Raw genomic sequence first — 12,666 nt, forward strand, 5'->3', positions numbered from 1 at the left:
CGCGGGGGGCGGGGCGCCGGGTTCGCACGGTGCGAGGTTCGTCAGCCGGTGCGGGGCTGGTGGCTGCGTGCGGCACCACAACCCCGCACCCGGCCTCCGACAACGCACCCGCCGACGAAGTCCGCACCGTGCGACCCCGGCTCCGCGAATCCCGCACGGTGCCGCCTCCGCCACACCGTGCGGGGCTGGTGGCTCCGTGCGGCACCACAACCCCGCACCCAGCCTCCGACGACGCACCCGCCGACGAAGTCCGCACCGTGCGACCCCGGCTCCGCGAATCCCGCACCGTGCCGCCTCCGCCACACCGTGCGGGGCTGGTGGCTCCGTGCGCCATTACAACCCCGCACCCAGCCTCCGACGACGCACCCGCCGACGAAGTCCGCACCGTGCGACCCCGGCTCGACAGCACGACAAGTCCGCACGGTGCGAGCCGAGCGCGTCAGCGCCGCGCGGGCCGCGCGGGCGGGGGCGGCGGGACGGGCTTCGCGGCGACGACGTCGGCGAGCCGGACCTCGACCGGGCCGCGGCGGGTGGCGATCGTCACGGCGTCGGGCGTCCGGGCGACCAGGTCACCGAGGGCGTCCTGCGCGCCGTCACCGTGGTGCGCCCGGACCACCAGGCGGTCCCCGATCGCGGCGTCGTGCAGCACCCCGAGGGCACGGGCCCGGGCGATCGCCGCCTGTTCGTCCGCATGCACCGCCCCAGGGTACGGGCCGCCTAGAGTGTCGGCATGGAGAAGGCCCGGGTCGACAGCTGGATCTGGGCCGTCCGGATCACCAAGACCCGGTCGGCCGCGACCGCCGCGTGCAAGGCCGGTCACGTCCGGGTGAACGGGGAGCGCGCGAAGCCGGCCCAGCCGATCGGCCCCGGTGACGAGGTACGGGTGCGCCAGAACGGCTTCGACCGCATCGTCATGGTCACCGGCATCATCCTGAAGCGGACGAGCGCGCCCGAGGCTGCGAAGCACTTCGAGGACAAGACCCCGCCGCGGCTGTCGAAGGAAGAGGCCGGCTTCGTCCCGATGCGCGATCGCGGCGCCGGACGGCCGAGCAAGCGGGAGCGCCGCGACCTCGAGAAGCTCCGCGGCTACTGACGCTTCCCGGGCCCCGACCCGGGCACGTGGACATCGACCACGATCTCGAACGTGTCGGACTCGACCTCGATCCGTTCTCCGGTCCAGGGCACCTCGAGGCGCCCGTTGTCGTCCGGATCGGATCCGCCCAGCGCGCGACCGGACGGGATGCGGTGGACGGGGATGCGGGTGCCGTCCTCCGCGACGACGAGCAGATCGGCCACCCGACCACGGAACTCCGTGATGCCGAACGGGTCGTCGTGGTGCCGGGACTCGGCGAACCGCGGCGTCCTGCCGTACGCGGTGAACGCCGCCGTGGTCTGCCGTTCGTAGGCGGGCCCACAGCAGTCGTGCTCCCACCCGCCGACCACGACGACGACCTCCTTGCGCATGCCGTGATCGTACGACGCGTCGGACGGTGACGGTCGGAGCCCGGAGCCCGGAGCCCGGAGCCCGGAGCCCGGGGCCAGCGCCACGCGTCAGGCCGCAGGCGTCAGGGTCAGACGAAGCGGACGGTCTGCTGCAGGCGGTCGCGGATCTCGAACACGTCGACGGAACCGGCCGGCGACCAGACACCGTTCAGCACCTGGGCGAGCGCACTCCGGCGGACGACGAGCGCGGTGGGCTTCTTCGGCGAGCCGACGAGTTGCACGTCCTCAGTGACGGCGGCGTCCGGCACGACGAGCAGCCGCCCGGAGAACCGCACCCGGGTCTGCTTCTGCACGGCACGGGCGGCGCGGACGAGTTCCTTGACGGGTCGCTCCCCCGGTGCAAGCGTCTCGCCGACGATCTCGCCGTGCTCGACGCGGACCGGAGCGCCCCAGTCGATGGACTCGACGGCCCAGAGTCCGCTCGGGGTCAGGACGGCGTGGTCGAGCTTGCCCTCGGCCCCGGCGTCGAGGTCGTGCCACACCGTGACGCCGATCCCCATGTCGGAGACGATCAGGGCGGTCGCCTCTTCGGCCAGGGCCTCGGCGAGCAGCCGCCGGATGTGTCGGGGCGCGGAGCGGATGAGCGTGGGGTCGTAGGGGTCCTCGATCGGGTCGCCGAGGCCGACCCACTCGCGCTCGGCCTGCAGGAAGACCTCGCGCGACCGACCGCCGGGGTGTCCGTGGGAGCGCGCCCGGGGGCGGGTGTCGCGACGCGCTGCCGGGGGCGCGTAGGCGTCGCGACCGGCGTCGCCCCTGCCGGTCGAGCCGGAAGCACCGAACGACGCCGACGCGCGGGACCCGACGTCGTACGCGCGCCGGGCTGCCGGCGTGCCGATGCGCTCCCATGCGAGCTGGACCTGGCGGAAGCGCTGGGCGTCGCCGCCGAGGTCGGGGTGCGTCTCGCGGGCGGCCCGCCGGTAGGCACGGCGGAGCGCTTCGTCGTCAGCCGTCGCGGGGACGCCGAGGACTTCGTAGGGGGTGGCGTCGGCCGGGCTGTCCGTCATGGCCCTGCGACATTACCGGAGGCAGTGTCGGAGTCCGCCGCATGGTTGCTGGGTGCGGTCTGGAGGAGCGGTGCGGCCAGGCAGCCTCGGCACACGGTCCGCAGGTGGTCGCGTCAGACCACCGTGGTCCCGACCGGCGCACCGAGGAACGCCGCGTACCGCGCGGCCGCCGCCTCGAGCGCGCGGACCGATGCCACGTCGAGGGCACCGAAGGGTGTGACGGTGACGAGGTGCCCGGCCCGGCGCTCGGTGCGCTTCCAGGTGCCGACGACGCGACCGCGGACGACTGCCATCGGCAGGAACATGCCGTTGGCCCCGGGGACGACCCGGTCGGCGTGCGCGGGGTCGAGCTGCGCGGACCGGTCGGCGTACCCGAGCAGGTACTCGTCGAAGCCGGGGAGCAGGTGCCCGGTGGGGACGCGCGCGGCTGCCGGCCGGTCGGCGACGTCCAGGAGCCCGTCGCCGAGGTCCTCCACCGCGTCCCCCGCCGCGGCCCGCGCTCGGCGGAGGTCACCGAGCGGCAGCTTCGTCCAGCTCGCGGCGTCGGCCTCGGTCGCGGGGCCACGGCCGCGCAGGTACCCGAGCAGGACCCGGCGGAGGGCTTCGTCGCGGTCCGGCGGCTCAGCGGTGGCGGGTGCCCATTCGTCGAGCAGCACGAGCCCCTGCCCGACGCGGGCGGTGGGACCCCAGGCGACGAGGCCCTCCTGCGCGAGCTGCAGGACCAGGTGGTAGCCGCGGCCTCCGGCCGGGTCGATGCCCGCAGCGCGGTACGCCGCGAACAGGTCGTCCCGGACCAGCGCACGACCACCGCCCAGGGCCGCGACCGTCGCGCCACGGGCCCGGCCGAGCAGGGCGTCGTCGATGCCGAGCTCGGCGGCGCGTCGGGCGATCGTGCGGAGCGTCCGTTCGGCGGTGAGCGAGAGCAGCAGGCGCAGGTCGTCGGGGCGCAGGGCGTGCAGGGTGCCGCGCATCGGCCACGAGCGGACGAGTTCCCCGCGGTCGAAGGCCTCGCGGACGTCGTCCCGCGACGATCCGGGAGCGCGGACCCCGATGGCCCAGAGCACCTGGCCGAGGTCCTGCCCCTGCACCGCCAGCATCCGCTCGACGACCTCGGTGGGTCGCAGCCCGGGCACCGCGATGCCCTGCGCCGCGAAGCGCGCCGTGCGGAGCCGCGCGGGGCTGGTGGTCACGCGACGGCGGCGGTGACGGCGTCGGCGTGCTGCTCCAGGTAGGCGACGTCGGCGCGGTACAGGTCGGAGTGGCCGTGCTGCAGGTCGCTGACGAACTTCGGGTTGCCGGCGGCGGCCTCGTGCTCGATCGTCGTGACGAGGGCGACGAGGGACGCGATCATCGTCTCGGCCAGGACGCTCCGGGAGCGGTCGTCGAGGGCGTAGGCGCGGCAGAACTCGGCGGCGCGCGCGAGCCGCTCGTCGAGGTCGGGGGCGGTCGATCCCTCGACGGCGCCGGTGGTGAACGGTGCGAACCGGTAGACGGCACTCGCGACGTCCCAGACGCGGGGCCCGGGGTGGGCGGTGTCGAAGTCGATCAGGCCGACGGCGGCGATGCCGTCGTACACGCAGTTGTACGGGGCGAAGTCGCCGTGCACGATCGTCTCGACGGGGGCACGGTCGGCCTGCGACCAGAGGTCGTCGGTGGCGCTGCGCGGGAAGCTGGCGGCGGCGTCGTGGAACTGGCGGAGCAGGCGGGCGCTGGTGACGAGGGCGGCCTCGCTGGCGATGTCCTCGGTCCAGGGGTACTCGCCCGCGACACCGGGGACGAACGAGACCGTCTCGAGGGTGTCGCCGAGGGCGATCGGTTCCGGGGCTGCGACGAACCCCTGCTCGTGCAGGTGGGCGAGCAGCCGGTGCACCGTGGGGGTCCACGGCCCGGCGGGGCGGTGGACTCGGTCGTCGGCCCTGGTGATGCGCTCCAAGGGGAACCTCCTGCGTGTTGCGTCTCCGTTGACGTCAGGGCCAGCGTACCGGCAGCGACCGACGGCCGCTCGGTCACCATCCGGAACACGGCGGTCCAGGCGGCTACAGCTGGTCGCGCAACCAGGACGGCCCGTGGACGACCGCGCCGAGGGCCTCGACGCGGTCGCGGAGCTCGCGGTCGGCCGTCACGACGACGACCGGCCCGTCGCCGGCCTGCACCGCGGCCTGCGCGGACTCGACGATGGCGTCGTCGCCGGAAGCCGGAGCACGGACGACGCCGACAGCGCCGGTGGCGGCGCCGCGGTCGGCGCCGACAGCGCGGTCCGCACCGCCGTCTCCACCAGCACCCCCCACGTCCGCAGCGGCCCGGGCCTCCCCCTCGAGCACCACGGTCCACCGCGGCCACCACCGTGCGAACGGCAGGTCGAGCAACGATGCGGCGACCCCGCCCGCGGCGAGCGCCGACACCTGTGCCAGCAGGCGCGATGCGGCGCCGGCTCGGTCCTTCCACCAGCCGTCGGGCACGCTGCCGACGACGTTCGCGGCGTCGACGACGACGTGCGGGGTGGTCGCGATCGTGGCGCGGAGCGCCGGCCACGACCTGCCGAAGCCGGGGTGCAGGGGCAGGTCGTCGACCTGGTCGATCGGGATCCACGACAGCGCGAGGCTCTCGCGGTCGGCGATGACGGGTTCGAAGGGTCGGGAGGCGCGCCCGACGACGGTCGTGTAGGTCCAGAACCCCAGGTCGAGCAGCGCCGTGTGGCGCAAGTCGATCGCGTCGTCGGGGACGCCGGCCTCTTCGGCGGACTCGCGGAGGGCGGCGGTCACGGCTGCTTCGCCCTGGTGCCGTGCGCCGCCGGGGATGCCCCAGGTGCCGCCGTGGTGGCTCCACTCGACGCGGTGCTGCAGGAGCACGCGGCCTGCGCCGTCGTCGACGAGCAGGCCGGCGGCGCCGAAGCGTCCCCACGCCTTGGTGCCGTCGGGGCCGACCGCCCAGGCGTCGCCGGGGTCGCGGGGGCCGGGTGGGGGCCCGGGGGGCGTTGCATCTGGCACGGTCCAACCCTGGCACACGGTGCCCGGAGCGGGCCTCGAAGTGGTCACCGGGCGTCGTGTACGGTGTCGCTCGAGACACGGGGTGCCGCATCCAGCGGCTGAGATCACACCCGTCGAACCTGCTCGAGCTCGTACTCGCGAAGGGATCGTCCATGGAAACCGCTGCGCCCTCCCCTGCCTGGGCCCACCGAACCGCCGAACTGCTCGAGGCCGTGCGTGCCCGGGCGCCGCTGGTGCAGTGCATCACGAACACCGTCGTGCAGAACGTCACGGCGAACGTGCTGCTCGCACTCGGGGCCTCACCCGCGATGGTCGATGTGCCGACCGAGGCGGGGCCGTTCGCCCGCGTCGCCGATGCCCTGCTGGTGAACACCGGCACCCCGCACGCCGAACCGCGGGTCGCCGCGCTCGAGGCCGTGCACGCCGCCCGTGCCGCGGGGACCCCGTGGGTCCTCGATCCGGTGGCGGTCGGCTCGCTGCCGGTGCGGACCGCCCTGGCACGCGACCTGCTCACGCTGCGCCCGACGGTGCTGCGGGGCAACCCGTCCGAGGTGCTCGCCCTGCTCGGCGACTCGGCCGGTGGCCGCGGGGTCGACAGCACGGTGGGCACGGAGGACGCCCGGGTCGCGTCCGTCGCTGCTTCGGACGGGAGGCTCGTGGCCGCGGTGGCCGTGTCGGGTGCGGTCGACCTGCTGGTCGCGCCGGGCATCGGTGTGGTCCGGGTGGCGAACGGGACCGACCTGCTCACGCGGATCACCGGTGGTGGGTGTGCGCTCGGCGCGGTCGTCGCCGCGTTCACGTCGGTCGCGCCGGAGGACGCGGGGGCCGCTGCCGTCGCCGCCACCGCCGTGCACACGATCGCCGCGGAGCTCGCGGCGCGGGACGCCGGTGGGCCGGGGACCTTCCAGCCGCTGTTCCTCGACCGGTTGGCGTCGCTGACCCCGGAGGACGTCGTCCGCGAGGCCCGGATCACGGTCGAGACCGCTCCTGTCGGTGCCCGGGCGGTGTCGGCATGAGCAGGCTGCAGTCTGCGGGGTTCGGCGTCTACCTGGTGACCGACGGCGCTCTGGCCGACCGGCACGGCATCGGGGTGCTCGGGGTCGTCCGTGCCGCCGTGCACGCCGGGGTCCGGATCGTGCAGGTGCGGGACAAGGACTCCTCCGCGCGTGACCTGCTGGCACTCACCGCGGCCGTCGCCGGCGCCGTCGGGGACCGTGCGACGGTGGTGGTCGACGACCGGCTCGACGTCGCCCTCGCCGCACGGCACGCGGGACACCGGGTGGCGGGCGTGCACCTCGGCCAGTCCGACGTCCCCGTCACCGCCGCCCGCGCCCTGCTCGGCGCGGACGCCCACGTGGGCCTCACGGCGAACACGCTCGCGCACCTGGCCGCCGTCGAGCGACTCCCCCGCGGCACCGTGGACCTGCTCGGCGTCGGGGTCGTACACCCCACCGCGACGAAGGCGGACCACCCGCCGGCGCTCGGCCACGACGGGTTCGCCCGGCTGGCCGCCGCGACCGACGTGCCGTGCGTGGCGATCGGCGGGGTGACCCTCGACGACGTCGCGCCGCTCCGGGCTGCCGGTGCCGCGGGCGTCGCGATCGTGTCGGGCATCTGCGCCGCAGCCGACCCCGGATCCGCGGCGGCGGCGTACGTTGCCGCGTGGTGCCCTGGACCCGACGACGGGACGGAGGCGAGGCCGTCAGATGCTGGCGATCCGTCCCTCCAGGCCGACGCCACGCACCACGGGGCGGACGCATGAGCGTCCCACGGGTGCTGACCATCGCCGGGACCGACCCGACGGGCGGGGCCGGGATGCAGGCGGACCTCAAGGCGATCGCCGCGCACGACGGGTACGGGATGGGGGTCGTGTCGGCGCTCGTCGCGCAGAACACGCACGGGGTGCGGTCGGTGCACGTGCCGGACGTCGGGTTCCTGCGGGAGCAGCTCGACGCGGTGTCGGACGACGTCGTGGTCGACGCGGTGAAGATCGGGATGCTCGGCACCGCCGACGTCGTGCGGGTCGTGACGGACTGGCTGCGGGAGCACCGGCCGCCGGTGGTCGTCGTCGACCCGGTGATGGTGGCGACGAGCGGGGACCGGCTGCTCGACGAGGACGCAGCCTCGGCGATGGGTGCGCTGTTCGGGCTCGCCGACCTGGTGACGCCGAACCGGGCCGAGCTCGTGGTGCTGGCGGAACTGGCCGGGTCCGGTGTGCCCGGTCGTGGTGCGTCGGCGTCGGCTTCGTCGCTGGCGGCGGCGCGTGCGGTGGCGGCGCGCTGGGACGTCCTGGTGCTGGCGAAGGGCGGGCACGACGAGGGGCCGACCTCGGACGACGTGCTCGTGGCACCGGACGGCACCGTGCGGGTGTTCACCGGTCCCCGGGTCACGACGACGAACACGCACGGCACCGGGTGCTCGCTCTCCAGTGCGATCGCGACGCTCGCCGCGCGGCACGGCGACTGGGAACTCGCGGTCGGCGTGGCGAAGGAGTGGCTGACGGCGGCGCTGCGCGGGGCCGACGCACTGTCGGTCGGGAGCGGCAACGGCCCGGTCGACCACGGGGCGCAGGCGCGAGCAGCCCTGCCGGCGCTGTCGTACACGGACGTGTGGTGGGCGGATGCGGCGTCGGTGCTGCAGGAGACGATCGGCTGCGCGTTCCTGGTGGGGCTCCGGGACGGGACGCTCGAGCCGGAGGTGTTCGCGGGCTACCTGGCGCAGGACGTCCACTACCTGCGGGCGTACGAGCGGCACCTGGCGGCGCTCGGGGTCGGTGGCCCCGGTGCTGGCGCTGGCGATGCTGCTGGCGCTGGCGCTGGCGATGCTGCTGGCGCTGCTGCTGCGTTCTGGGCGGCGGCTGCGCAGGGGTGTGCCGACGAGGCGCGCGACCTGCACCACCGCCGGCTGGCCGATTCGCACGCCGACGATCCCGTGCACCCCACGTGTGCCGGGTACCTCGCGCACCTGCAGGAGGCCGCCGACTCCGGCTCCCGTGCGGTGCTCGCCGCCGCGGTGCTGCCGTGCTTCCGGGTCTACGCCTGGGTCGGGTCGCAGCTCGGGGTCGCTCAGGACGGGCACGCCTTCGCGGACTGGATCGCGGCGTACGGGGACCCGGGGTTCGCGGCGTCGAGCGCCGAGGCGACCCGGCTCGTCGAGGAGGCAGCCCGTGCGGCGACACCCGACGAGCGGGGGCGGATGGCGCGGGCGTTCCGGCGTTCGGCGGAGTGGGAGCTCGCGTTCTTCCGGATGCCGACGGCAGGGGCTGCTGGTGCCGGGGCCACCGCGGCTGCGGGCGACGCGGTCACGGCGGGCGGTGCGGTCGGTGCCGCCGAAGCGACACTGCTGCACTGACGGCCGTCGAACACCCCGCGAAAGCGACAGATGTCCGGAGAAGTTCCGCGGGGATCTGTCGCTTTCGGGAACGGGGCGCGCCGACACAGGCCGGCGACCGGGGCTAGCGGGCGACCGGGGGCAGCCGCACCAGTTCGACGGACAGCTCGGCACCGGTGACCGTGCCGCGCATCCACGTGTGGTCGGGCTGGCGACGGCGGTCGGTCGGCGAACCGGGGTTCAGCAGGCGCATGCCCGACGGTGCCACGGTGTCCCACGGGATGTGCGAGTGGCCGAAGACGAGCACGTCGGTGTCCGGGTACTCGGCGTCCATCCGGCGCTCCCGACCGGTCGACGCCCCGGTCTCGTGCACCAGGGCGAAGCGCAGGTCCTCGACGCCGAACCGGGCGACGAGCGGCAGCCGGTCATCGAACTCCGGACCGTCGTTGTTGCCCCGCACGCCCGCGAAGCGGCTGGACCGCGCCTGCACGGCGTCGAGGGTGGCCAGGTCGACCCAGTCCCCCGCGTGCACCACGAGGTCCGCCGCGTCGACGTCGTGCCACAGTCCGGGCGGCAGGTCCTTCGCGCGCTTCGGCAGGTGCGTGTCGGACAGCAGGACGAACGACGTCGTCACGACTCGGTGGGTGCCGGCATCGGGAGCCCGGCCTCGTCCGAGGCGCCGAGGCGCTCCAGCAGCCCGGCGAGCAGTGCGATGTCGTCGTCCGACCAGTCGGCGAGCCGTTCGTCGAGCGCGTCCCGGTGCAGCTGCACCGACCGCTCGAGCGCGGCGCGGCCGGCGTCGGTCGCCTCGAGCGGCTTCGCGTTGCCGCTGCCGCCGTCGGTCGTCCGCACCAGTCCGGTCGCGAGGAGCCCGGACAGCTGCCGCGAGATCGTCGAACGGTTCAGGCGCAGGTAGCGGGCGATGTCGATGGCCATGCAGCCCGGGTGCTGGACGACGAAGTCGACGAGGGACTGGTCGACGACGCTCAACACCTGGTCGGAGCCGCGGGCACGGATGCTCGCCCGACGGGTGATGCGGGCGAGCTCCGTGTACGCCCGGCTGATGTCGCTGTTGCGGACCCTCGAACTCGGGTGGTCCATGGTGGCTCCAGCCTGTCTGTGCCGGCGCCGGCCGGCGGTCTTCTGGTCCGGTCACACTACCGGCGGGTCCGCGGAGAGTGGGGTCAGCGACCGGCCGCGGCAGCCTGCAGTGCGGGGATGTCCAACTTGACCATCTGCATCATGGCCTCGAACACGCGGGCGTTGGCCTCCGGATCACCCGATCCGCTCATCAGCTCCCCCAGCATCGACGGGGTCACCTGCCACGCCAGACCCCAGCGGTCGGTCAACCACCCGCACGCCGTCGGGCTCCCGCCGTCGGCGAGCAGGGCGTCCCACAGCCGGTCGAGCTCGTCCTGCGTGTCCACGTCGATCTGGAACGAGACGGCGTCGGTGTGCGGGTGCCCGGGGCCGCCGTTCATCGCGCGGTACGGGGCACCGAGCAACGTGAACTCGACGACGAGCGCACGGCCGTCGGGCATCCGGCTCACGCTGTCGACGTGACTGTCGGGGAACAGTCCGACGTAGTACTCGGCCGCTTGTTCGGCCTGGTCGTCGTACCAGAGGAACGGGGTGATGGTGGGCACGGGAGCCCCTTCGTTCGGTGCTCAGTCCGCGGCGCTGCGGCTGAGCAGGTCGGCTTTCTCGGGGTGTTCGTCGAACCACTTGCCGACGAACCAGCACATCGGGACGATGCGCTTCGTGGTCGACGACTCGACGTCGGCGACGGCGTACTCGACGAGCTGCGCCGCGTAGCCGTGGCCGCGGTGCTTCGGGACCGTGTAGGTGTGCGGGAAGGCAACCGCGTCACCGTTCACCCGGTAGTCGAGCACGCTCACGAGCTCGCCGCCGACGTACATCGCGTAGCGGTCCTGGTCGGTCTCGTCGCGGAACTCGTGGTCCATGCCGCCATCATGCTCCCGGCGGGGCGTTCGCGCCTCCCGAGGAATGCACGACGGCGGGCAGCGTTGCAGGGACACCATGACAACCATCGCAATCATCGGCGCCGGCAACATCGGATCCCAGCTCGCACGACTCGCGGTACGGAACGGCCACCAGGTCGTCATCGCGAATTCCCGCGGCCCGGAGACCCTGACCGACCTGATCACGGAACTCGGCGACGGCGCACGCGCAGCGACCCGCGACGAGGCAGCCGCAGCGGGCGAGATCGTCGTCGTGACGGTGCCGCTCGCCGCGATCGAGACGATCCCCGTCGAGCCCCTCGTCGGCAAGGTCGTCATCGACACGAACAACTACTACTGGGAGCGCGACGGCCACATCGCCGCCCTCGACGACCAGTCCACGACCACGGCCGAGATGCTGCAGGACCACCTGCCCGGCGCCCGTGTCGTGAAGGCGTTCAACCACATCGGCGCCGACGACCTGACCGGCCACGCGACGCCCGCCGGCACCCCTGATCGTCGTGCCCTGGTCATCGCCGGCGACGACGACTCCGCCAAGCAGACCGTCGCCGAGCTCATCGACGCGTTCGGCTTCGACGTCGTCGACGCCGGACCGCTCGCCGAGGGCTGGCGCATCCAGCGGGACACCCCCGGCTACGGCCCGCGGATGACCGCCGCCGAGCTGCGCGACGCCCTGGCCGCCGCGACGCGCTAGTCCGCGGCGCGGCGCGGCACCGCACCGCCGCTGTACCGCGCCGCCGGCGCCGTTTCGCGCTGAGCGACACCTCACGGGCTCCGCAGCCCGTGACCTGTCGCTCAGCGCGAAACAACCGGGCGCGAAACCACCCGGCGCGAAGGCCCGCTCAGGCCCGGTCGAAGATCGTCGTCATGTCGGCGATGTCGTCCTCGGTCGGCGTCCACGTCGTGCCGGCCTCGACGTTCTGCGTGATCTGCTCCGGCTTCGTCGCCCCCGCGATGACGCTCGACAGCCCCGGCTGCGCCAGGAGCCACGCGAACGTCGCCTGCAGCATCGTCACACCCCGGTCGTCGCAGAACCGCTGGTAGTCGTCGAGCACGTCCCACGGGGCATCCTCGAGCACCTGCGGCTTCGAGGTCGTCAGCCGCCCGTCGGCCGGACCGCCCGCCTTCGTGTACTTGCCGGTGAGCAGCCCGTTGTAGAGCGGGAAGAACGGCAGGAACCCGAGCGCGTACGCCCGCACCGCCGGCAGGACCTCGGCCTCGGCGTCCCGGGCGAGCGGGCTGTACTCGTTCTGCGCGGACACGAACGCGGTGGTCCCGGCGATCGACGCCGTGAGTTCGGCCTCGGCGATCTGCCACCCCGCGAAGTTCGAGTGGCCGACGTACCGGATCTTGCCCTCGCGGACCAGGTCGTCGAGGACCGACAGGGTCTCCTCGATCGGCGTCACCTCGTCCGGCCGGTGCATCTGGTACAGGTCGATCCAGTCCGTGCCGAGACGCCGGAGCGACGACTCGACCGCGAGCCGCACGTACCGGCGGGACCCGCGGACGCCCCAGTCCGGCCCGATCGCGCCCTGCATGTCCATGCCGAACTTCGTGGCGAGGACGATCTCGTCACGTCGGCCACGGATCGAGCGTCCGAGCATCTCCTCGGACATGCCCGGCACGCCGCCGTAGATGTCCGCGGTGTCGAAGAGCGTCACCCCGGCGTCCAGGGCCGCAGCGACGACGGCGTCGGTGCCCTCCTGCGACTCGGACGCGGTTCCCCGCCGCCCGAAGTTGTTGCAGCCGAGGCCGACGGTGGAGACGACGAGCCCCGAGGGACCCAGGGGACGGTGTTCGATTCCGGTCATCACCCGAACGTACCGGCGACCCCGAACTGGGGCTGCGATCCACACAGCG

At 74.0% G+C, this 12,666-nt stretch carries 16 protein-coding genes and 1 riboswitch; of the genes, 5 read left to right on the forward strand and 11 right to left on the reverse strand.

What is annotated here, in order from left to right; translation table 11 throughout:
* Positions 1–439 precede the first annotated feature (439 nt).
* Positions 440–697: a hypothetical protein gene (locus tag DEJ03_RS14060; protein WP_258370829.1), complete on the reverse strand. Its 258-nt coding sequence runs from the start codon at positions 695–697 to the stop codon at positions 440–442.
* 33 nt (positions 698–730) lie between these two features.
* Between DEJ03_RS14060 and DEJ03_RS14065 the strand changes: the two genes are divergently transcribed.
* The gene (locus DEJ03_RS14065; protein ID WP_071405402.1) at positions 731–1,093 is read left to right on the forward strand and encodes an RNA-binding S4 domain-containing protein; all 363 of its coding nucleotides are present in this window, start codon (positions 731–733) and stop codon (positions 1,091–1,093) included.
* Here the strand turns inward: DEJ03_RS14065 and DEJ03_RS14070 are convergent.
* From DEJ03_RS14070 to DEJ03_RS14090, 5 genes are all read right to left on the reverse strand, one after another.
* Complete coding sequence (locus tag DEJ03_RS14070) at positions 1,087–1,464, reverse strand: hypothetical protein (RefSeq protein WP_181422730.1); 378 nt, start codon at positions 1,462–1,464, stop codon at positions 1,087–1,089. The genes DEJ03_RS14065 and DEJ03_RS14070 overlap by 7 nt on opposite strands.
* Positions 1,465–1,571: 107 nt before the next feature.
* On the reverse strand, positions 1,572–2,507 hold the full coding sequence (locus DEJ03_RS14075; protein WP_110865076.1) for a DnaJ domain-containing protein: 936 nt from the start codon (positions 2,505–2,507) through the stop codon (positions 1,572–1,574).
* Positions 2,508–2,620: 113 nt separating this feature from the next.
* Positions 2,621–3,697, reverse strand: a complete 1,077-nt coding sequence (locus DEJ03_RS14080; RefSeq protein WP_110865077.1) for a winged helix DNA-binding domain-containing protein — start codon at positions 3,695–3,697, stop codon at positions 2,621–2,623.
* Complete coding sequence (locus DEJ03_RS14085) at positions 3,694–4,440, reverse strand: phosphotransferase enzyme family protein (protein WP_181422731.1); 747 nt, start codon at positions 4,438–4,440, stop codon at positions 3,694–3,696. The genes DEJ03_RS14080 and DEJ03_RS14085 overlap by 4 nt, the downstream gene beginning before the upstream one ends.
* A 103-nt stretch (positions 4,441–4,543) precedes the next feature.
* Positions 4,544–5,494, reverse strand: a complete 951-nt coding sequence (locus DEJ03_RS14090) for an NUDIX domain-containing protein (RefSeq protein ID WP_110865079.1) — start codon at positions 5,492–5,494, stop codon at positions 4,544–4,546.
* Positions 5,495–5,562: 68 nt separating this feature from the next.
* A riboswitch (TPP riboswitch) is annotated at positions 5,563–5,658 on the forward strand.
* Here DEJ03_RS14090 and thiM point away from each other — a divergent pair.
* The 3 genes from thiM (at position 5,647) to thiD (ending at position 8,845) form a co-directional block, all read left to right on the forward strand.
* The gene (gene thiM, locus DEJ03_RS14095; RefSeq protein WP_181422732.1) at positions 5,647–6,510 is read left to right on the forward strand and encodes a hydroxyethylthiazole kinase; all 864 of its coding nucleotides are present in this window, start codon (positions 5,647–5,649) and stop codon (positions 6,508–6,510) included. (Overlaps the previous riboswitch by 12 nt.)
* Complete coding sequence (thiE, locus tag DEJ03_RS14100) at positions 6,507–7,256, forward strand: thiamine phosphate synthase (protein ID WP_258370830.1); 750 nt, start codon at positions 6,507–6,509, stop codon at positions 7,254–7,256. The genes thiM and thiE overlap by 4 nt, the downstream gene beginning before the upstream one ends.
* Positions 7,253–8,845, forward strand: a complete 1,593-nt coding sequence (gene thiD, locus DEJ03_RS14105; RefSeq protein WP_110865080.1) for a bifunctional hydroxymethylpyrimidine kinase/phosphomethylpyrimidine kinase — start codon at positions 7,253–7,255, stop codon at positions 8,843–8,845. Before thiE ends, thiD begins: the two co-directional genes overlap by 4 nt.
* Before the next feature lie 103 nt (positions 8,846–8,948).
* Here thiD and DEJ03_RS14110 read toward each other — a convergent pair whose 3' ends face one another.
* From DEJ03_RS14110 to DEJ03_RS14125, 4 genes are all read right to left on the reverse strand, one after another.
* Positions 8,949–9,458, reverse strand: a complete 510-nt coding sequence (locus DEJ03_RS14110; RefSeq protein ID WP_110865081.1) for a metallophosphoesterase — start codon at positions 9,456–9,458, stop codon at positions 8,949–8,951.
* Complete coding sequence (locus DEJ03_RS14115; protein ID WP_051596672.1) at positions 9,455–9,925, reverse strand: MarR family winged helix-turn-helix transcriptional regulator; 471 nt, start codon at positions 9,923–9,925, stop codon at positions 9,455–9,457. Before DEJ03_RS14115 ends, DEJ03_RS14110 begins: the two co-directional genes overlap by 4 nt.
* 83 nt (positions 9,926–10,008) lie before the next feature.
* Entirely contained in the window at positions 10,009–10,470 is a 462-nt protein-coding gene (locus tag DEJ03_RS14120) for a VOC family protein (protein WP_071405394.1), read from the reverse strand.
* A gap of 21 nt (positions 10,471–10,491) precedes the next feature.
* Positions 10,492–10,788, reverse strand: coding sequence for a GNAT family N-acetyltransferase (locus DEJ03_RS14125; RefSeq protein ID WP_027465216.1), 297 nt, complete (start codon positions 10,786–10,788; stop codon positions 10,492–10,494).
* A gap of 76 nt (positions 10,789–10,864) precedes the next feature.
* Here DEJ03_RS14125 and DEJ03_RS14130 point away from each other — a divergent pair, with 76 nt between their 5' ends.
* The gene (locus DEJ03_RS14130) at positions 10,865–11,500 is read left to right on the forward strand and encodes an NADPH-dependent F420 reductase (protein WP_110865082.1); all 636 of its coding nucleotides are present in this window, start codon (positions 10,865–10,867) and stop codon (positions 11,498–11,500) included.
* A 148-nt stretch (positions 11,501–11,648) separates the two neighbouring features.
* Here the strand turns inward: DEJ03_RS14130 and DEJ03_RS14135 are convergent, their stop codons facing one another.
* Positions 11,649–12,617 (reverse strand): aldo/keto reductase, encoded by a 969-nt coding sequence (locus DEJ03_RS14135; RefSeq protein WP_110865083.1) that lies wholly within the window; start codon positions 12,615–12,617, stop codon positions 11,649–11,651.
* Positions 12,618–12,666: the final 49 nt, after the last annotated feature.

It is taken from the genome of Curtobacterium sp. MCLR17_043 (assembly GCF_003224215.1).
In the GTDB taxonomy this organism is placed as follows: domain Bacteria; phylum Actinomycetota; class Actinomycetes; order Actinomycetales; family Microbacteriaceae; genus Curtobacterium; species Curtobacterium flaccumfaciens.

Excerpts from the sequence above, each read along its gene's own strand:
- DEJ03_RS14065 (WP_071405402.1), top strand. The coding sequence starts at position 731 with ATGGAGAAGGCCCGGGTCGACAGCTGGATCTGGGCCGTCCGGATCACC.
- DEJ03_RS14070 (WP_181422730.1), bottom strand. The coding sequence starts at position 1,464 with ATGCGCAAGGAGGTCGTCGTCGTGGTCGGCGGGTGGGAGCACGACTGC.
- DEJ03_RS14075 (WP_110865076.1), bottom strand. The coding sequence starts at position 2,507 with ATGACGGACAGCCCGGCCGACGCCACCCCCTACGAAGTCCTCGGCGTC.
- thiM (WP_181422732.1), top strand. The coding sequence starts at position 5,647 with ATGGAAACCGCTGCGCCCTCCCCTGCCTGGGCCCACCGAACCGCCGAA.
- thiE (WP_258370830.1), top strand. The coding sequence starts at position 6,507 with ATGAGCAGGCTGCAGTCTGCGGGGTTCGGCGTCTACCTGGTGACCGAC.
- thiD (WP_110865080.1), top strand. The coding sequence starts at position 7,253 with ATGAGCGTCCCACGGGTGCTGACCATCGCCGGGACCGACCCGACGGGC.
- DEJ03_RS14115 (WP_051596672.1), bottom strand. The coding sequence starts at position 9,925 with ATGGACCACCCGAGTTCGAGGGTCCGCAACAGCGACATCAGCCGGGCG.
- DEJ03_RS14125 (WP_027465216.1), bottom strand. The coding sequence starts at position 10,788 with ATGGACCACGAGTTCCGCGACGAGACCGACCAGGACCGCTACGCGATG.
- DEJ03_RS14130 (WP_110865082.1), top strand. The coding sequence starts at position 10,865 with ATGACAACCATCGCAATCATCGGCGCCGGCAACATCGGATCCCAGCTC.
- DEJ03_RS14135 (WP_110865083.1), bottom strand. The coding sequence starts at position 12,617 with ATGACCGGAATCGAACACCGTCCCCTGGGTCCCTCGGGGCTCGTCGTC.